Source organism: Polaribacter irgensii 23-P (genome assembly GCF_000153225.1).
Taxonomy (GTDB): Bacteria; Bacteroidota; Bacteroidia; order Flavobacteriales; family Flavobacteriaceae; genus Polaribacter; species Polaribacter irgensii.
Genome location: NZ_CH724148.1, coordinates 1,353,279 through 1,372,740, shown reverse-complemented (window position 1 = coordinate 1,372,740; position 19,462 = coordinate 1,353,279). Strand labels below are relative to the sequence as shown.

Annotated in this window: 14 protein-coding genes and 1 other annotated feature; of the genes, 10 read left to right on the top strand and 4 right to left on the bottom strand. The window is 36.4% G+C overall.

Annotated features, from left to right (window positions below; all coding sequences use genetic code 11):
* Nucleotides 1-86 precede the first annotated feature (86 nt).
* Nucleotides 87-626 (bottom strand) — a sequence feature (16S ribosomal RNA rRNA prediction is too short).
* A 753-nt stretch (nucleotides 627-1,379) separates the two neighbouring features.
* The 9 genes from thrS to PI23P_RS06095 all read left to right on the top strand — a co-directional run bounded on the left by thrS (nucleotide 1,380) and on the right by PI23P_RS06095 (nucleotide 12,763).
* Nucleotides 1,380-3,320 (top strand): threonine--tRNA ligase, encoded by a 1,941-nt coding sequence (thrS, locus tag PI23P_RS06135; RefSeq protein ID WP_004569895.1) that lies wholly within the window; start codon nucleotides 1,380-1,382, stop codon nucleotides 3,318-3,320.
* 112 nt (nucleotides 3,321-3,432) lie between these two features.
* Nucleotides 3,433-3,951, top strand: a complete 519-nt coding sequence (gene infC / locus PI23P_RS06130) for a translation initiation factor IF-3 (protein ID WP_081439186.1) — start codon at nucleotides 3,433-3,435, stop codon at nucleotides 3,949-3,951.
* Between the two features lie 77 nt (nucleotides 3,952-4,028).
* The gene (gene rpmI / locus PI23P_RS06125) at nucleotides 4,029-4,226 is read left to right on the top strand and encodes a 50S ribosomal protein L35 (RefSeq protein WP_040857158.1); all 198 of its coding nucleotides are present in this window, start codon (nucleotides 4,029-4,031) and stop codon (nucleotides 4,224-4,226) included.
* Nucleotides 4,227-4,320: 94 nt separating this feature from the next.
* Nucleotides 4,321-4,665, top strand: a complete 345-nt coding sequence (rplT, locus tag PI23P_RS06120) for a 50S ribosomal protein L20 (RefSeq protein ID WP_004569893.1) — start codon at nucleotides 4,321-4,323, stop codon at nucleotides 4,663-4,665.
* A gap of 94 nt (nucleotides 4,666-4,759) precedes the next feature.
* A complete protein-coding gene (locus tag PI23P_RS06115) occupies nucleotides 4,760-5,341 on the top strand; it encodes a hypothetical protein (protein ID WP_004569892.1) in 582 nt (193 codons plus the stop codon).
* A gap of 142 nt (nucleotides 5,342-5,483) precedes the next feature.
* Nucleotides 5,484-6,881 carry a glycogen synthase gene (locus PI23P_RS06110; protein ID WP_004569891.1) on the top strand — a complete coding sequence of 466 codons (1,398 nt, stop codon included), beginning with the start codon at nucleotides 5,484-5,486 and terminating at the stop codon, nucleotides 6,879-6,881.
* A 3-nt stretch (nucleotides 6,882-6,884) separates the two neighbouring features.
* The gene (locus tag PI23P_RS06105; protein WP_004569890.1) at nucleotides 6,885-8,147 is read left to right on the top strand and encodes a glucose-1-phosphate adenylyltransferase; all 1,263 of its coding nucleotides are present in this window, start codon (nucleotides 6,885-6,887) and stop codon (nucleotides 8,145-8,147) included.
* Nucleotides 8,148-8,177: 30 nt separating this feature from the next.
* A complete protein-coding gene (glgB, locus tag PI23P_RS06100) occupies nucleotides 8,178-10,088 on the top strand; it encodes a 1,4-alpha-glucan branching protein GlgB (protein WP_004569889.1) in 1,911 nt (636 codons plus the stop codon).
* Between the two features lie 269 nt (nucleotides 10,089-10,357).
* On the top strand, nucleotides 10,358-12,763 hold the full coding sequence (locus PI23P_RS06095) for a glycoside hydrolase family 31 protein (RefSeq protein WP_004569888.1): 2,406 nt from the start codon (nucleotides 10,358-10,360) through the stop codon (nucleotides 12,761-12,763).
* Nucleotides 12,764-13,131: 368 nt separating this feature from the next.
* On the opposite strand, the gene prfA is transcribed toward PI23P_RS06095, so the two are convergent.
* Complete coding sequence (prfA, locus tag PI23P_RS06090) at nucleotides 13,132-14,208, bottom strand: peptide chain release factor 1 (protein WP_004569887.1); 1,077 nt, start codon at nucleotides 14,206-14,208, stop codon at nucleotides 13,132-13,134.
* A 345-nt stretch (nucleotides 14,209-14,553) separates the two neighbouring features.
* Entirely contained in the window at nucleotides 14,554-15,273 is a 720-nt protein-coding gene (locus tag PI23P_RS06080; protein ID WP_026288786.1) for a sulfite exporter TauE/SafE family protein, read from the bottom strand.
* A 132-nt stretch (nucleotides 15,274-15,405) separates the two neighbouring features.
* On the opposite strand from PI23P_RS06080, the gene PI23P_RS06075 reads away from it, so the two are divergent.
* Nucleotides 15,406-15,834 carry an Lrp/AsnC family transcriptional regulator gene (locus PI23P_RS06075; RefSeq protein WP_004569884.1) on the top strand — a complete coding sequence of 143 codons (429 nt, stop codon included), beginning with the start codon at nucleotides 15,406-15,408 and terminating at the stop codon, nucleotides 15,832-15,834.
* Nucleotides 15,835-15,891: 57 nt separating this feature from the next.
* Here the strand turns inward: PI23P_RS06075 and PI23P_RS06070 are convergent, their stop codons facing one another.
* Together PI23P_RS06070 and PI23P_RS06065 are read right to left on the bottom strand one after the other, a co-directional pair.
* Nucleotides 15,892-17,085: an AIR synthase related protein gene (locus tag PI23P_RS06070; RefSeq protein WP_004569883.1), complete on the bottom strand. Its 1,194-nt coding sequence runs from the start codon at nucleotides 17,083-17,085 to the stop codon at nucleotides 15,892-15,894.
* A 73-nt stretch (nucleotides 17,086-17,158) separates the two neighbouring features.
* Nucleotides 17,159-19,342, bottom strand: a complete 2,184-nt coding sequence (locus PI23P_RS06065) for a glutamine synthetase III family protein (RefSeq protein ID WP_004569882.1) — start codon at nucleotides 19,340-19,342, stop codon at nucleotides 17,159-17,161.
* Between the last annotated feature and the right edge of the window lie 120 nt (nucleotides 19,343-19,462).

The following is a 19,462-nucleotide window of genomic DNA, read 5'->3' as shown; positions in this document are numbered from 1 at the left end:
GTATCCAAAGGCAGTTCCATAGTTGAGCTATGGGATTTCACTCTGACTTAATAGACCGCTGCGGACCCTTTAAACCCAATGATTCCGGATAACGCTCGGACCATCCGTATTACCGCGGCTGCTGGCACGGAGTTAGCCGGTCCTTATTCTTACAGTACCGTCAAGCTGGTATACATACCAGTGTTTCTTCCTGTATAAAAGTAGTTTACAACCCATAGGGCATTCTTCCTACACGCGGCATGGCTGGATCAGAGTTGCCTCCATTGTCCAATATTCCTCACTGCTGCCTCCCGTAGGAGTCTGGTCCGTGTCTCAGTACCAGTGTGGGGGATCTCCCTCTCAGGACCCCTACCTATCGATGTCTTGGTAAGCCGTTACCTTACCAACTAACTAATAGGACGCATAGCCATCTTTTACCGATAAATCTTTAATTAAAACTTGATGCCAAGTCTCAATACTATGGGGCATTAATCTTCATTTCTAAAGGCTATTCCCCTGTAAAAGGTAGGTTCTATACGCGTTACGCACCCGTGCGCCGGTCGTCATCTGTGCAAGCACAATGTTACCCCTCGACTTGCATGTGTTAAGCCTGCCGCTAGCGTTCATCCTGAGCCAGGATCAAACTCTTCATTGTATATTTTAAATAATATGAATGAATAAGTTTCAAAAGAATTTACATTATAAATAATGTGGTTATTCTACTCTTTAATTACGCTGTCAATTTCAATATTTTCAATGAACTTTTAGAATCATAATCCCTCGCCTTGAAACAAGAAATATATACCCTAATTTGTAGAAATCCTAGAATCGAACTAGATGACCTTTGTACTAAAAATCAATGCCATTATCTCTGTGAACGTTTTGCTATATCTGTTAGCGGGTGCAAATATACAACACCTTTTTAATCTCACAAGTCTTTTTATTCACTAATTTATAATTATTTTTCAAGAACCAATCAATACCCTGAAAATAGGGGTGTTAAAAAACAACTTTTTAAAGCAAAAAAAAACACCCACCGACACCAAACAAAAAAAAACGACTTAAAATACATAAAAAGAGTTCTCTGATCCATAAGTATAGCCTCATAAAAAAACAAACCCCCTTAAACTTAGAATCGTTCTGCCCAAATTGAGAATTGTCTAAAATTAAAACCTCCATTATTTCAAATGCCTAAACACAGAAAGCGCTTGTAAAGATAAAAAAGCGCAACAGCATCTCCTCTGCTCTCAAACGTCTAATTCACACACAATTCAACGTGTTCAAAATCACTACACGCTTTAAAAGAACTTTAAAAGAAAGCTGAAGGTAATAAGTATCAATATATATTGTGTAAAATTTTGTTTTCCAATATCTTTGCGATCCTAATTTATATAGCTTACATGATTAAAATTACTTTACCTGACGGAACTATTAAGGAATTTGCTAAGAACAGCACTCCAATGGATATTGCAAAAAGCATCAGTGAAGGATTTGCCAGAAACGTAATTTCTGCAAATTTTAACAAAACCACCGTTGAAACATCGACCCCCTTAACTACAGATGGTTCGCTAATTTTATACACGTTTGAAGATACTAATGGAAAGAAAGCTTTTTGGCATTCCTCAGCACACGTTTTAGCAGAGGCTATTTTAAATTTTTATCCAAAAGCAAAGTTAACGATTGGACCTGCTATAGACAATGGTTTCTACTATGATGTGGATTTAGAAGAAGACATAATCTCTGACAAAGATTTCAAACAATTAGAAACTAAGTTTTTGGAGATTGCCCGCGGAAAACACGAGTTTTCTATCCGATCTGTTTCTAAAGCTGATGCTTTGTCTAAATATGCAGCAGAAGACAATCCCTATAAAGTTGAATTGATAGAGAACTTGACAGATGGTGATATTACCTTCTGTGATCACAGTGATTTCACAGATCTTTGTCGAGGAGGACACGTTCCAAATACCGGAATTATTAAAGCCATTAAAATAACAAGTGTTGCTGGAGCCTACTGGCGTGGCGACGAAAAAAACAAACAACTGACAAGAGTTTACGGAATTAGCTTTCCGAAACAAAAACTACTGACAGAATACTTGGCACTTCTTGAAGAAGCCAAACAAAGAGACCATAGAAAACTTGGAAGGGAATTAGAATTATTTACATTCTCTCAAAAAGTAGGTGCAGGACTGCCTTTGTGGCTTCCCAAAGGGGCTGCATTAAGAGGCCGCCTGGAAGACTTCTTAAAAAAAGCCCAGAAAAAAGCAGGGTATGAAATGGTCATGACACCCCATATTGGTCAGAAAGAATTGTATGTTACCTCTGGACATTACGAAAAATACGGTGCAGATAGTTTTCAATCGATAAAAACGCCTAAAATGGACGAGGAGTTTTTATTAAAGCCCATGAATTGCCCCCATCATTGTGAAGTGTATAATTTTAAACCTTACTCTTACAAGGATTTGCCAAAGCGTTTTGCCGAATTTGGTACTGTCTACAGATACGAACAAAGTGGCGAACTCCACGGATTGACGCGCGTAAGAGGATTTACACAAGACGATGCACATATCTTTTGTACTCCGGAACAATTAGACCAAGAATTTAAAGATGTAATTGACTTGGTCTTGTATGTATTTAGCTCTTTGGGTTTTGAAGATTTCACTGCACAGGTTTCTATCCGAGATAAAAACACACCAGAAAAATACATTGGTGATGTTGAAACTTGGGAAATTGCTGAAAATGCTATCATAAGCGCTGCAACAGATAAAGGCTTAAGCTTTGTTGTTGAAGAAGGTGAAGCTGCCTTTTACGGACCAAAATTAGACTTCATGGTAAAAGACGCTTTGGGCAGAAGTTGGCAGCTTGGAACCATTCAAGTGGACTATAATCTACCAAAACGTTTCGATTTAACCTATAAAGGAGCAGATAATCAACTGCACAGACCTGTTATGATTCACAGAGCACCTTTTGGTTCTATGGAGCGTTTTATCGCAGTATTGCTTGAACACACTGGTGGTAACTTCCCTCTTTGGCTGACTCCAGATCAAGTTATATTATTGCCAATCAGCGATAAATATCAAAAATATTCAGAAAAAGTTTTAGAATCGCTAGAAAATTCCGAAATTCGCGCCCTCGCAGACAACCGAAATGAGAAAACAGGACGGAAAATACGAGATGCAGAAGTTAGCAAAACTCCTTATATGGTGATTGTTGGCGAAAAAGAAGAACAAGAAGGTACCGTTTCAGTGCGAAAACACGGAGAAGGAGATATTGGAACCTTTACCATTGAAGAATTTATTTCTTTAATAAAAACAGAAGAAAGTAAGACATTGAAGAAATTTTAATTAATTTTGAATATCAATAAAAGCTAAAGGTCGTGAAAAAACCACAAGTTAAATTTAAAATCTATAGGTCATAGCAATACGTAGAAGCAGGTCGAGAAGACCGTTAAGAGTAATCAAAGAAGATCAACATAGGATTAATGAAAAAATAAGATATGTTGACGAAGTTCGTCTTGTGGGCGAAAATATCGAAGTGGGTGTCTATCCTTTAGAGAAAGCTAAAGAGATGGCCATAGCACAGGAACTAGATTTGGTAGAAATTTCTCCCAAAGCGAAACCCCCCGTTTGTAAAATAATTGACTACAAGAAATTCTTGTATGAGCAAAAAAAGCGTGAGAAGTCTTTAAAATCAAAAGCCACAAAGGTGATTGTAAAAGAAATCCGTTTTGGACCTCAAACAGATGAGCACGATTATGAGTTTAAAAAGAAGCATGCACTAAAGTTCTTACAAGAAGGAGCGAAGTTAAAAGCATTTGTATTTTTTAAAGGACGTTCTATTATCTTTAAAGAACAAGGGCAAATTTTATTATTAAAATTAGCGCAAGAGTTAGAGGAAGTTGGTAAAGTAGAACAATTGCCAAAATTAGAAGGGAAGCGCATGATTATGTTCATCGCTCCGAAAAAAATGAAATAAAAATTTCGAAACACCTGCAAAAACTTAAAAGTCAAGTAGGATAACAATCTTATAAGCAAGATAAAAACGAAGGAGAGATGCCTAAAATTAAAACCAAATCTAGCGCCAAGAAACGATTTAAAGTTACTGGCTCTGGGAAAATCAAAAGAAAGCACGCGTTTAAAAGCCACATCTTAACAAAGAAGTCGAAAAAACGTAAATTAAGGTTGACTCATGACACTTTAGTACACAAAGCGGATAAGTCTAACATTATGCAACAGTTAAACTTGAAATAAGTTTACACAGGGAATTTTATTATTAACCATGGAGATAGGCAAAAATTAAAAAGTATTCCTAAAAGAATCGCCTACTACAAAAAACATTGAAATTATGCCAAGATCAGTAAATTCAGTAGCCTCAAGAAAAAGAAGAAAAAAAATCTTGAAGGCAGCAAAAGGGTACTTTGGACGTAGAAAAAACGTTTACACAGTAGCAAAAAACGCAGTTGAAAAAGGAATGCTTTATGCATACCGTGACCGCAAAAACAATAAGAGAAACTTTCGTTCTTTATGGATTGTACGTATCAACGCTGCAGCTCGTTTACACGGAATGTCTTACTCTCAGTTTATGGGTAAAGTAAAAGCGCACAGCATCGAGCTAAACCGTAAGGTTTTAGCAGATCTCGCGATGAACAACCCACAAGCTTTTAAGGCAGTTGTAGAAAAAATCAAATAAATATAAATTACTTGCTTATAAAAAAACCCAAACGTTTTCGTTTGGGTTTTTTATTATCTTCATTATTTTAAAACTGCCTTTAAAAATTATAAAAATGAAATTAAATCCATTTACATTTGTAGCTTTACTAATAACATTTGTTTCCTTTGCTCAGGAACCTGCGCTAGAAGACACTTCCCTGAATGGTCAATTTAACGCACTTTATCGCGTTTCTAACACCTACCAGGCATATAAGATTATTGGTAAGGAGTCTTACATGCAACTGAAACAAAATGTATTAGACTCTTTAAAAACAGCAAAGAAAAAGCTCTCAGAAAAAAATAATTTATTGATCACAGCGCGCGCAAGTAGCGCTAAAAGCCAGGAGCTTCTTACTTCCCTTTCTTTAGATCTAGAGGCCTCTATAAAAAAAGAAAATGATATTTCTTTATTTGGTGTATCTATAAGAAAAACCAACTATAATCTTAGTTTATGGACTTTCATACTGACCTTAATCTTTGCACTACTGTTCTTTATATTTAAATTTACGACCAACCATACCCTTTCTAATAAAGCTCAAAATGATTTAAAAGATCTTGATTTTGAATTTGAGCAGTATAGAAGGAAATCAATCGAAAGAGAGCAAAAGCTAAGAAGAACACTACAAGATGAGATCAATAAACAGCGGAATTCATAAACAATCACCACATATTGCTGCAAAAGATACTTTATGTGTAGCAGATTTACAATAGCATTAAACTTATAGTAATAATTAAAATCTACGGTACTACTGGAAAAATATTTTGTAAATTGAGAAACTAACCACCTAATTACAAATATTGAAAATATTACATATCAGTGCAGAATGTTTTCCGATAGCTAAAGTTGGTGGACTTGCAGATGTTGTTGGTGCACTTCCAAAGTACCAAAAAGAATTAGGCCCTACCGCTAGCGTAGTGATGCCTTATTACAACAATACATTTACACAAAATAATAGCTTTGAAACTATTCACGAACACTACATCGCTCTAGGGCACGAATATTATCATTTCAAAATACTTAGGCTCACAAATAATCAACTTGGCTTCGACCTTTTCTGTGTTGACGTGCCCGATTTACTCTACACAGACTTTGTATACTCCGATGATGATACCCAACGTTTTTTAGCTTTTCAAATTGCCACTTTAGATTGGATTCTAACGCTGAAAGAGAAACCAGATGTTGTACATGTTCACGACCATCATACAGGATTGATTCCTTTTATGCTGTCCTGTAGTTTTAAATATGAATTGCTGAAAAACATCCCCACCGTATTAACCATTCACAATGCACAGTATCAGGGATGGTTTCCACACGAGCAAGGTCATTTAATTCCCCCTTTTAACCACGAAAAAACTGGACTCTTAGACTGGGATGGCAGTATCAACTCCCTAGCAGCAGCTATCAAATGTGCTTGGCAGGTAACTACCGTTTCTCCCACCTACATGGAAGAACTAAAGCACAAGGCAAACGGACTAGAAGACTTGTTACTCCAAGAGAGTAACAAATGCAGTGGTATTTTAAATGGTATTGATTGGAATGTATGGAATCCTGAGACAGATGAAAGACTGTTAAAAAATTATTCAAAAAATACCGCCATCTCTGGTAAGAAAGCAAATAAAAAGTGGCTCTGCGAAACGTTTAATCTCGACGTCGAAAAACCGTTATTTACCTTTATTGGCCGATTGGTCGGTGAAAAAGGTGCAGAACTGTTCTCTGAAATTTTTAAAGAAGCACTTGCGAACAACAGCATCTCCATCCTTCTGCTTGGTTCAGGACATCCAGCTACAGAAGCTGAATTAGCAGCAATCCCAAAAGAAAATTTCAATACTTTTATTGGGTATGACGAAAAACTTGCCCATATCATGTATGCCGGTGCAGACTTCCTATTAATGCCCTCCCGCGTAGAGCCTTGCGGTTTGAATCAAATGTATTCTTTACGCTACGGAACAGTACCTATTGTCAACGCTGTTGGCGGCTTAAAAGACACCATTATCGATATTGAGAACGCCAATGGTTTCGGAATTGTACACCATGGGGTTACCGTAGAAAAAGTAACTTCTGCAATTGCAAAGGCGACAAATTACTACTCTAATAAGGAGTTTAAAAAAAATATAAAAAAAATAATGTCGATAGATCATTCTTGGAATACCTCTGCAGCGGCATATGTAAACGTATATAAATCTCTAAAATATTAAATTATGATAAATGACAAAGTACTTGGAATTATTTTAGGCGGTGGACAAGGATCAAGATTATACCCACTTACGAAAGACAGGTCAAAGCCCGCAGTACCCATTGCAGGGAAATATCGTTTGGTAGATATTCCAATCTCCAATTGTATTAATGCAAACATCAAAAGAATGTATGTCCTTACACAATTTAATTCTGCTTCTCTCAATAAGCATATTAAAAATACCTATCATTTTAGTTTTTTTAGTGACGCTTTTGTTGATGTTTTAGCTGCTGAGCAAACGATGCAAAGTGACAAGTGGTTTCAAGGCACGGCAGATGCAGTAAGACAAAGCATGCATCACTTTTTACAAAATGATTTTGAATATGCTTTAATTTTATCCGGAGACCAATTGTACAATATGGATTTTCAAGATATGATTGAAAAACATAAAAAAAGTAATGCTGAAATTACGATTGCCACCTACCCTGTCAATGCGAAAGATGCCACTTCTTTTGGTTTGCTAAAAACTAACAATGAGAGTATCGTTACTTCTTTTATTGAAAAACCAGCTGCAGACTTGCTTCCAGATTGGACCTCGCAAGTAAGTGAGGACATGAAAAAGGAAGACCGTAATTATCTTGCCTCCATGGGTATTTACATCTTTAACAGAGACTTGCTTATTACCTTAATGAACAATCCAAATACCATTGATTTTGGTAAAGAAATTATCCCACAATCCATAAAAAAACACAAAACACTCAGTTACCAATATGAGGGCTATTGGACGGATATAGGAAATATAGATTCTTTCTTTGAAGCAAATCTCGGACTGACAGATGACCTGCCTAAATTCAATCTCTACGATAAAAACAAGGTATATACAAGAGCGCGTATTCTTCCTACTTCAAAAATATCTAATACCATCTTAAACAAAACTATTATTGCAGAGGGCTGCATTATCAGTGCAGAAAAAATAGAAAAATCTGTGATTGGTATTCGTTCTAGAATTGGAAAAGAGACAATTGTCACCAACACCTATATGATGGGTAACGACATGTATGAATCTTTAGAAGACATTAAACTAATAGGCATCGAAAACCAATTAGGTATTGGAGACCGATGCTTCATAAACAACTGTATTATCGATAAAAATTGTAGAATTGGAGACGATACTAGAATTAATGGAGGCCTCCACTTGAAAGATACAGAAACGAATACTTACTTGGTAAAGGATGGCATCGTAGTTATTAAAAAGGGGGCAGTCCTTCCGAAAGGAACCGTTATTTAAGCGATTTTAATTATAATTTAAAAACAGCACATGTCTAAAGTTATCGCACATAGTTTATTTACTGATTTCGATATTAACCTCTTCAAATCTGGTACACACTATAAATTATACGAAAAATTCGGAGCACACATTATAACAAAAGAAGGTATCGAAGGCACCTATTTTGCCGTTTGGGCACCGAACGCTGCAGAAGTCTCTGTCGTTGGAGACTTTAACCATTGGAATGATCAAGAGCACCACTTAAACGTAAGATGGGATGCAAGTGGCATTTGGGAAGGTTTTATCCCATATGCTGGAAAAGGCAATACCTACAAATACAAAATCAAAAGCAGTAACAATAACCTTGTAACCGAAAAGGCAGACCCGTATGCCCGCAGGTGCGAGCATCCTCCAAAAACTGCCTCCATTATTTGGGAGGATACCTATGCTTGGAAGGACAAAAAATGGATGAAGGAACGCCAAAAGCACAATGCTTTAGACGCCCCGTATTCTGTATATGAAGTACATTTAGGATCTTGGAGAAAAAATGTGGCCGAAAATAGATTTCTCAGTTATATAGAATTGGCCGATGAACTTGTAGACTACGTATCTGACATGAATTTTACACATGTAGAGTTGATGCCCATTATGGAATTTCCTTATGATCCTAGTTGGGGCTATCAATTAACGGGGTACTTCGCTCCCACTTCTCGCTTTGGATATCCTGACGAATTTAAGTTTTTAGTGGATAAATTTCATGAGAAAGGAATCGGTGTGCTGCTAGATTGGGTTCCCTCACACTTTCCTTCCGATGCGCATGGATTGGGCAATTTTGATGGTTCTTGTTTGTATGAACATCCAGATCCTAGAAAAGGATATCACCAAGATTGGAAAAGCCTTATTTTTAACTATGGAAGAAATGAAGTAAAATCATTTTTAATTAGCAATGCACTCTTTTGGCTAGACCAATATCACGCAGATGGTTTGCGCGTAGACGCCGTTGCCTCAATGCTTTTCCTAGACTACTCTAGAAAAGAAGGTGAATGGGAGCCCAATGAATTTGGTGGAAGAGAAAATTTAGAGGCCATCTCATTTATCAAAGAAATGAATACCGCCGTTTATAAGAACTTCCCTGATGTCCAAACGATCGCAGAGGAGTCCACTTCATTTCCACAGGTTTCCAGTCCTGTTTTTTCTGGTGGATTGGGTTTTGGAATGAAGTGGATGATGGGATGGATGCACGACTCATTAGACTACTTTGCGAAAGAGACCGTTTACAGAAAACACCATCAAGACGAACTTACTTTTAGTTTAAATTATGCATTTACAGAAAACTTTATGCTCCCATTATCTCACGATGAAGTGGTGTACGGAAAAAAGGCAATCGTAGAAAAAATGCCTGGTGATGCGTGGCAAAAATTTGCAAATTTACGCTTGTTGTACTGCTTTATGTACATGCACCCTGGGAGCAAGTTGCTTTTTCAAGGCGCCGAATTTGGGCAAACTAGCGAATGGAATTTTAATGGCAGTTTAGATTGGCATTTATTAGACCACAAAGTGCACAAAGGAGTACAAACATTGGTAAAGCATTTAAATAAACTCTATACAATAGAACCTGCACTGCACGCGCAACAATTTTCTGCAGCAGGTTTTGAATGGATTGACCACGGAGATCATCAAAATTCAGTAATGACATTTCTTCGAAAAGGAAATGACCAAAAAGAAACGCTTGTCATTCTTTTAAACTTCACTGCTGTACCTCGAGAAAATTATAGAATTGGATTGCCCGCCCCTGGAGATTTAAAGGTAATTTTCAATAGTGATGGTGAAGAGTATAACGGCAGCGACAACTTCAAAAACACTGAACTAACCTCTGAAAACAAAGCATGGAATCACAGAGCACATTCTTTAGTCTTGACGTTACCTCCTTTGGCAATGTTGGCGCTGAAATACACGAAATAATCATGTAAAACCCACTTTTTCATCTCATTGTTTATTTGATAAAAAAAGGGAGTACTTATTTAAATATTCACAATAAAAGTATGCCTTTCTAAGACTTTAAAAAATCGCAATAAAATCTTGAAAAGAATTTATATTTCTCTTATTTTTAAATAAATAAGAAATAATTTAGGTCTTAAAGGGCGAATACGTTATCGTTAAAAAGAAATATTAGCGGTTCTTATTACCCAAACTTTCACGATTTTTGTGCTCGACAATAAACATCCAATACTATGATTGTTAGTACAGAATTAGAACAAAAAGGGAATTTATTTCCTTCTGAAATAATAAATTACAAGAAAGAAGTCGACACCTTACATTTTTTTACAAAAAATGGAGTTGTACTTCAGGTTACCGTAGTTCGAGACAGTGTAATCCGCTTCAGATACAGCACTACTGGAAAATTTGAAAATGATTTTTCGTATGGTGTTACCATCCATGCCAGCCGAGGATATAGTTTTTTAGATGTCACTGAAAATGCGACTCATTATATCCTTACTACTTCCAAATTAATTTGCAAAGTGGAAAAACTAAGTTTACAAGTAAGCCTATTTGACGCCCTAGATTTAAAACTAATTAATGAAGATGAAATTGGCTTTCATTGGGAAGAAAGCTACGAGTTCGGTGGTGATATTGTAAAGATGAGTAAAGCGTGTCAAAAAGCAGAAAGTTTTTATGGCCTTGGAGACAAACCTGTTGAGGTAAACTTAAAGGGAAAGCGTTTTGAAAACTGGGCTACAGATTCGTATGCTTTTGGCAAAGATACAGACCCTATATACAAAGCAATTCCCTTTTATACGGCAATTCAAGAAAACAAAGCCTACGGTATCTTTTTCGATAACACCTTTAAATCCCACTTTGACTTTGCACAAGAAAGACGAAATGTGACTAGCTTTTGGGCGCAAGGAGGGGAAATGAATTATTATTTCATGTACGGGCCTGCGATGGAAGATGTTGTTAAAAACTACACAGACTTAACTGGAAAGCCTCATACTTTGCCGCCATTATGGGCATTAGGTTTCCACCAATGCAAATGGAGTTATTATCCAGAAAGCAATGTGAAAGAAGTTACAAAAACGTTTAGAGATTTAAAAATACCCTGTGATGCCATCTATTTAGATATTGACTACATGGAAGGGTTCCGTTGTTTTACTTGGGATAAAAAACATTTTCCAGACCCTAAAAGAATGGTAAAAGAACTAGAAGATGACGGTTTTAAAACGGTTGTAATCATAGATCCAGGAATAAAAATTGATTTAGAATACGATGTCTTTAAAGAAGCATTGGATAAAGATTATTTTTGCAAACGTGCAGACGGTCCTTATATGAAAGGTAAAGTATGGCCAGGAGAATGCTATTTTCCTGACTATACCAAGCCAGAAGTTCGAGAATGGTGGTCTGGTTTATTTAAAGAATTGATCGAAGATATTGGTGTAAAAGGCGTTTGGAACGATATGAATGAGCCAGCAGTAATGGATGTTCCCAACAAATCATTCCCAGATGATGTACGTCATGATTACGATGGAAATCCTTGTTCCCATCGAAAAGCACACAATATCTATGGAACACAAATGGCACGAGCAACCTACCATGGTTTAAAGAAATATGCCTATCCTAAAAGACCCTTTGTAATTACAAGATCCGCCTATTCTGGTGCACAGCGGTATACCTCTACTTGGATGGGAGACAATGTGGCTACCTGGGAACACCTAGCCATTGCAAACAACCAAGCGCAGCGTATGGCGATGTCTGGGTTTTCATTTGCTGGAAGTGATATTGGTGGTTTTGCGGGCCAACCACAAGGAGAGTTGTTTGCCCGATGGATTCAGCTAGGTGTCTTCCATGCTTTTTGTAGAGTTCATTCTTCAGGAGATCATGGAAATCAAGAGCCTTGGGTTTTTGGAGATGAAGTTACAGATATTGTTAGAAAATTTGTTGAATTACGCTACCAATTGCTACCTTATTTGTATACTGCCTTTTGGCGCTATGTAAACGACGGAACTCCAATCTTAAAGTCCCTTGTTTTGTATGACCAAGAAGATACCGCAACCCACTACCGAAGTGATGAATTTGTCTACGGAGAACAAATTTTAATTTGTCCTATATTAGAACCAAATGCCAAAGGAAGAAGAATGTATATTCCAAGGGGAAAATGGTATAATTTCTGGACAAACGAATTGCTAGAAGGTGGAAAAGAGTACTGGGTGGATGCCAATATAGACAGCATGCCTATTTTCATAAAAGAAGGTGCTATCATCCCAAAATATCCGGTACAACAGTACGTCGGGGAAAAGAAATTTGATGAAATAACCTTAGAGGTATATTATAAAGAAGGAAAAGAAGCTTCGATATTATATGACGATGCACACGATGGATATGACTATAAAAAAGGTAGATTTAGCCTGCGTACCTTTCAAGTAACTGGGAAAAAAGAAGAATTAATTATCCAACAGCACAAACGTGGAGAATTTAACGCCGACTACAGTAAATATAAAATGGTGTTTCACAATTTACCCTTCACGATTACTGCAATTCAAATAGATAATGTTGCTATTAAATTAGAAGATTTAAACATCTCTGGAAGCCAAACAATCAGTATTAAAAAAGAATTTTCAGAATTGCATTTGTTCGGAAAATAAGAAGTACAAATATAAAAACCCCATATTCAGGGTCTTTGAAATTATACCATTTTCTGGGATTGTGAGGTTTCAATCAGCTTCTTATATTTGTACTGTTGATGAATTTATTTCCCCTTTATTATAAAGTTTATAATAACTCATTTGTTTGACAAAAAAAGCGATTTATAGTTTTCCCCAAAACTTGAATCGCTTTTACTTATTTACAAAAACCACATCGCTGCAATGCCATCAAACCGCAGCTCATTTCTAAATTTTCTATTTGGGCATAAAGCGATGCTGCCATTCTAATTTTATAAACTTGTTGTGACCAGACACAAAAAAACCTCAAGAATATTCTTGAGGCTCTGTATTCGCAAACAAAAAGTACACTATAAATCGTCATTCAAACTCTTTAACTTTTCTGTATTTTCCGCCAACATCAATTCGTCAATAACTCTTTGAATATCCCCATTCATAATATTTGGCAAATCATATAATGACAACCCAATTCTATGGTCCGTAACCCGTCCTTGCGCATAGTTGTAAGTTCTAATCTTCGCACTTCGATCTCCCGAAGAAACCATAGAGCCCCGTTTTAAGGCATCCTCAGCATTTTTCTTTGCCAACTCCATATCATACAAACGAGAACGCAATACTTTAAAAGCTTTCTCTTTATTTTTATGTTGTGACTTTTGATCTTGACACTGTGCCACCAATCCTGTTGGAACGTGTGTTAAACGCACTGCAGAATATGTTGTATTTACGGATTGCCCTCCAGGACCTGACGAACAGAAAAAATCAATTCTTACATCTTTTGGATTTATCTCTACGTCGAACTCTTCCGCTTCAGGAAAAACCATACAGGTTGCTGCAGAAGTATGCACACGTCCTTGTGTTTCTGTTTGTGGGACCCTTTGAACCCGGTGCACCCCTGCTTCAAATTTTAAAGTTCCATATACATCTGCACCATTTACTTCAAACTGGATTTCTTTAAACCCCCCGTTTGTACCCTCGGAATAATCTACGGTAGCCACTTTCCAACCTTTGCTTTCGCAATATTTAGAATACATTCTAAACAAATCTCCAGCAAAAATACTTGCTTCATCTCCTCCGGTTCCTGCTCGCAATTCTACCACTGCATTTTTAGAATCTTCGGGGTCTGTTGGGATTAGCAAAAATCGTATTTCTTCCTCTAGCTTTGGAATTCTTGAATTGGCCTCGTCAATCTCTGACTTCGCCATCTCATTCATTTCTGCATCCGATCCCTCTGCCAAAATTTCTTTTGCCTCCTCAATATTGTCTATCAGTGCTTGATATTCGTCTCCTTTTTCAACAACATTTCCTAAATCCTTATATTCTTTCATCAATTGCGCATACCGCTTCTGATCCATGATAGTTGCTGGCTGAATAATTAAATCCGAGACCTCATCGTAACGCTGCTTTACAATTCTTATTTTATCTAACATTTGAAACTCTTTTCTTGGATTGCGAAATTACACTTTTTATCGGAAAATTAAATGTTTCATTTTGAGTATATTTAAGGAAGTTCTATTGGGAAACTCTAAAGACTGTTTTATTTTCTCTATTTTTTATCGGTATCATCTTTCAAACGAAAACAAAAAATTTCTTTTCTTAAAAAGAACAAAAGCCCTTTTACGCCGCTACCTCTGCTGCGCAAAATACTACTGCTCCGTTTATACATCGCATAAGAATGGTACATATCAAAATTTTTAAAAAATATGCCGCATTACGAAAGAAATAGCTCTGAACTGCCTTTTACAAACACTCCTACTATTTTTGAAGCAGTTCCACTAATTAAAGACCAACATAATCCCTGATATAGAGAGTAAGGCCAGCACTATATTTTTCAAAACCAGCTCATTTATTTTTGCATATGCCTTTTTTCCCAAATAGACTGCCAATACAAAAAATGGCATGATATACATTGCATACTTCACTTGTTCTATATTCAAAATACCTGCAGAATATAGCGTGGGAATTCGAATCGCCGTTATCAAACCAAGAACACCAAACATCGTTGCCCTAAAACTTTTCATGGTAAGAGATGAATTCTTGACAATAATCACATATAATGGGCCACCTGTTGAAAATAATCCTGAGAAAAAACCACCTGCAAGTCCAAATATAAAGGTAAGTTTTGGCTGTTTAAAGACTTTATCTTTTGCATACATCGTATAGCTTACGTATAATAAAATGAAGACACCTAAAGCCTTCTTTAAAAACAATGGCTTTCCATATGCTAAAACCCAAATACCAAGACCCACTCCAATAATTGTGGCACCTGTTAATTTAAGAATAATCTTTCTATCTATGTGTCTCCATTCTTGCGCGATTAAATAAACACTCGAAAAAAAATAGAATATCGAAATGTACGCAATTGCATCTTTTAGGCCAAGAACGAGAAGTAAAATAGGCAGGGCAATTAAAGCTCCTGCAAAACCGATCAATGTTTGGATAAAAAAACCTAAAAAAATACCCAATCCGATAACCAACAAAATCGCTAAACTCATTCTTCCTTCTATTTTTGTGAAATTCCGAGTCAAAAATATCCATAGATTTTCAATTTGTAAAATTGATTCCATGCTATAAATGAATTTATTGCCGGGAAAAAATGTATTTTTGGATTTAAATCAATGAATTGAATGGTAAGTGATATCGACATCAAAATAATCAATGAATTGAAAAGAAATTCTAGAGCTTCTTTTGCGGATATTGGAAGAAAAATACACCTTTCTCCGTCTTCGGTAAGAGAACGCATTCAAAAATTAGAAGACGCTGAAATTATCAAAGCCTATTCCTTGCACGTAGATTACTCGAAACTCGGTTTTGGATTAGAAGTTATTATTATCCTAAAGTTGTTTAGTGGAAAAATTAAGTTATTTATCAACGATGTCAATCAGTTTTCAGAAATAAAAGAAGCGTATCGCATTACGGGCTCGCAAAATATACATATTCGCGCTGTTTTAAGAGATCAACTTCATTTACAACAGTTTATAGACGCCTTGATCAATTATGGAGATACCATGACCCATCTTATTTTGTCTGAAATAAAAAAAGACAAGAGCTTGTAAATCTATTTTTGAAGTAACGCATATTTGTATAGCAAGTAAGATGCTCGTATTCGCAGCTTAATACTCAAAAACCCCAAACGCACTCTTAATTGTCAATCTCTTTTCCTGTTGCCCATTGCCATCGAGCGCTTCTACCCTTCCTACAATTTTAGCGGCTACATTAAAAGACGCTGAGATTGCAATAATGTCATCTGCAATTTCTGGAGAAACGTATATTTCCATGCGATGCCCACAATTAAAAACTTGATACATCTCTTTCCAATCTGTATTTGATTGCTCTTGTATCAATTTAAATAAAGGAGGAATTGGAAACATATTGTCTTTCACAATATGGAGATTCTCTATAAAGTGTAATATTTTTGTTTGCGCACCGCCAGAGCAATGAATCATTCCATGCACTGTATCTGAATTGAACTTTGATAAAATTTCCTTAATAATAGGGGCATATGTTCTCGTTGGAGACAGTACTAATTTACCCGCATCAATTGGCACATTTTGAACTGTATCCGTCAGTTTTATATTTCCAGAATACACCAAGTCTTCTGGCACCGCAGCATCGAAGCTTTCTGGATATTTTTCTGCCAAGTACTTGTGAAAAACATCATGTCTTGCAGACGTTAATCCGTTCGATCCCATACCGCCATTGTACTCGGTTTCATAACTTGCCTGTCCAAAAGATTCCAATCCAACAATTACATCTCCCGCTTTTATATTTGCGTTGTCAATAACGTCTGTTCTTTTCATGCGGGCGGTTACGGTAGAATCTACAATAATAGTGCGCACCAAATCACCTACATCTGCCGTTTCACCTCCTGTTGAATGGATGGTTACTCCAAAACCTTTTAAATCCTCAATTAATTCCTCTGTTCCATTTATAATTGCTGATAAAACTTCCCCTGGTATCTTGCTCTTATTTCGACCTATTGTTGAAGACAACATGATATTATCCGTAGCTCCCACACATAATAAATCGTCAATATTCATAATTAACGCATCTTGTGCAATGCCTTTCCATACCGAAATATCACCCGTTTCTTTCCAATACATATACGCTAAAGAAGACTTTGTTCCCGCACCATCCGCGTGCATTATCAAGCAATAATCCGCATCATTTGTTAAATAATCTGGAACAATTTTACAAAATGCCTTTGGAAACAAACCTTTGTCTATATTCTTAATAGCATTGTGCACATCTTCTTTGGATGCAGAAACACCTCTTTGTGCGTATCTTTTAGAAACTTCTTGACTCATATGGTTGCGTTGTATGGTGCGAATTTAGTCTTTTAGATAAAAAATTCTATCCAAAAACAGAATGTTTTTATGATTACTTTGTGAACAATAATTCTCTGTATTTTGTGAGCGGCCACAAATTGTCATCTACCATCGTTTCTAATTTGTCGCAATGGTATCTAATTTGCTCAAAAAACGGTTTCACGCTGCCGCAATATTGTTCTGCAGATTTTAAGCCAATCTGCTTATTTGCTTCTGAGCGTGCAGCTTCCATTTGAATGACCTTGGCATTAATTTCTGTTATGTGTTTCGAAATTGTCATGATCAATTCTATTTGTTCTTTGGCAATATTTTTATACTCCCCACCAAATATTTCTTTCAAGTTCTTTGTATTTTCCAACAAGGTATTCTGATAAATAATTGCTGTTGGTACCACATGATTTCTAGAAATATCTCCTAGTACTCTACTTTCAATTTGCAGACGCTTGGTATATTCTGCTAACTTAATTTCGTAGCGTGCTTCAATTTCTATCTTGCTCATCACGTTCATCTCCTCATACAAATCAATGACATTTTTAGAAATCATTACTTTCAATGCGGCGGGCGTTGTCCCATTATTACTCAATCCTCGCTTTTTAGCTTCTTTTTCCCAAGCTTGCCCATATCCATCACCATCGAATCGAATCTTCTTAGATGCTTTAATATATTCTCTCAACACATTAAAAATAGCTTCGTCTTTTTTTAGATTCTTTGACTCTATCAATTGATCTACATCCTGCTTAAATTCTTTCAATTGCTTTGCAATAATGGTATTTAAAACGGTCATTGGACCCGCACAATTTGCAGAAGAACCCACCGCTCTAAACTCAAATTTATTTCCAGTAAATGCAAAAGGAGAGGTTCTGTTAATGTCTGTATTGTCTAATAATATCTCTGGTATTTTTCCAATAATATTTAGTTTTAGATCTGTTTTTTCTTTTGGAGATAATTTTCCTTTAGTTACATTTTCTAACTCGTCTAAAACTGCAGAAAGCTGTGCACCAATAAAAACAGATATGATTGCTGGAGGCGCTTCATTTGCTCCCAACCGGTGGTCATTACTCGCCGATACTACCGATGCTCTTAAAAGTTCTTCATTTTCAAACACTGCCTTTATCGTGTTTACAAAAAATGTTAAAAATTGCAAATTCTTCATGGGTGTTTTCCCTGGACTCAATAGGTTAGTGCCATTTTCTAGCGCCAAAGACCAATTGTTGTGTTTTGCAGAGCCATTGATACCTGCAAATGGTTTTTCGTGAAATAAGACTTTAAATTGGTGCCTGTCTGCTACCTTCTGCATTACATCCATGAGCAGACAATTGTGATCTACTGCCAGATTTACTTCTTCGAAAATAGGTGCCACTTCAAATTGATTTGGTGCTACTTCGTTGTGCCTCGTTTTTACAGGAATTCCTAAAAGCATACACTCCTCTTCTAAGTCTTGCATAAAACTCATAGCCCGTGCGGGAATTATTCCAAAATAATGATCGTCTAATTGTTGTCCTTTTGCGGATGAATGTCCTATTAAAGTTCTGCCTGTCAATTGAATGTCTGGCCGAGAGACTGCCAAGGCCGTATCGATTAAAAAAAACTCTTGTTCCCAACCAAGGGTTGCATTTACTTTATTAATATTTTTATCGAAATAGCGACAAACAGCAGTTGCATGGGTGTCTATTGCTTGCAAAGACTTTAATAAGGGCGTTTTATTATCTAGAGCTTCTCCGGTATATGCTACAAATATTGTTGGAATGCAAAGTGTTCTTTCATAAATAAATGCGGGTGATGTTGGATCCCAAGCAGTAAATCCACGTGCCTCAAAAGTATTTCTGATTCCTCCACTAGGAAAACTTGAGGCATCTGGTTCTTGCTGTACCAGTTGTTCTCCGTCAAATTTCTCCATTGCCAAGCTGCCATTTATGGACTCGAAAAAAGCATCGTGCTTTTCTGCTGTAGCTCCTGTCAGAGGCTGAAACCAATGCGTGTAATGTGTTGCTCCTTTAGACATTGCCCAATCTTTCATGCTAACCGCAACCTGATCTGCAATTTTACGATCGATGCGCGTACCATGCTCAATTGCATTCATAACACTTTCATAAGCGGCTCGCGTCAAGTATTGTTGCATGGCATATTTATTAAATACATTTTGCCCAAAAAGTGTCGATCTTTTTTCACTCTGATTCACCTGTACAGGCTTTCTATGCAATGTTTCTTTTAAAGCATTGAATCTGATAATTGACATATTACTATTTTTTTAAGATATTTTTATACTTATAAATAAACCACCCCTACTTATATTAGGGATAAAATTATTTTTATACAAATTTAAACATTTTACCCCTATATTTTTTGATATGTACGG

What these genes read in the sequence shown, in the direction of transcription:
- thrS (WP_004569895.1), top strand. Translation starts at nt 1,380, where the DNA reads ATGATTAAAATTACTTTACCTGACGGAACTATTAAGGAATTTGCTAAG.
- rpmI (WP_040857158.1), top strand. Translation starts at nt 4,029, where the DNA reads ATGCCTAAAATTAAAACCAAATCTAGCGCCAAGAAACGATTTAAAGTT.
- rplT (WP_004569893.1), top strand. Translation starts at nt 4,321, where the DNA reads ATGCCAAGATCAGTAAATTCAGTAGCCTCAAGAAAAAGAAGAAAAAAA.
- PI23P_RS06115 (WP_004569892.1), top strand. Translation starts at nt 4,760, where the DNA reads ATGAAATTAAATCCATTTACATTTGTAGCTTTACTAATAACATTTGTT.
- PI23P_RS06105 (WP_004569890.1), top strand. Translation starts at nt 6,885, where the DNA reads ATGATAAATGACAAAGTACTTGGAATTATTTTAGGCGGTGGACAAGGA.
- glgB (WP_004569889.1), top strand. Translation starts at nt 8,178, where the DNA reads ATGTCTAAAGTTATCGCACATAGTTTATTTACTGATTTCGATATTAAC.
- PI23P_RS06095 (WP_004569888.1), top strand. Translation starts at nt 10,358, where the DNA reads ATGATTGTTAGTACAGAATTAGAACAAAAAGGGAATTTATTTCCTTCT.
- prfA (WP_004569887.1), bottom strand. Translation starts at nt 14,208, where the DNA reads ATGTTAGATAAAATAAGAATTGTAAAGCAGCGTTACGATGAGGTCTCG.
- PI23P_RS06080 (WP_026288786.1), bottom strand. Translation starts at nt 15,273, where the DNA reads ATGAGTTTAGCGATTTTGTTGGTTATCGGATTGGGTATTTTTTTAGGT.
- PI23P_RS06075 (WP_004569884.1), top strand. Translation starts at nt 15,406, where the DNA reads ATGGTAAGTGATATCGACATCAAAATAATCAATGAATTGAAAAGAAAT.
- PI23P_RS06070 (WP_004569883.1), bottom strand. Translation starts at nt 17,085, where the DNA reads ATGAGTCAAGAAGTTTCTAAAAGATACGCACAAAGAGGTGTTTCTGCA.
- PI23P_RS06065 (WP_004569882.1), bottom strand. Translation starts at nt 19,342, where the DNA reads ATGTCAATTATCAGATTCAATGCTTTAAAAGAAACATTGCATAGAAAG.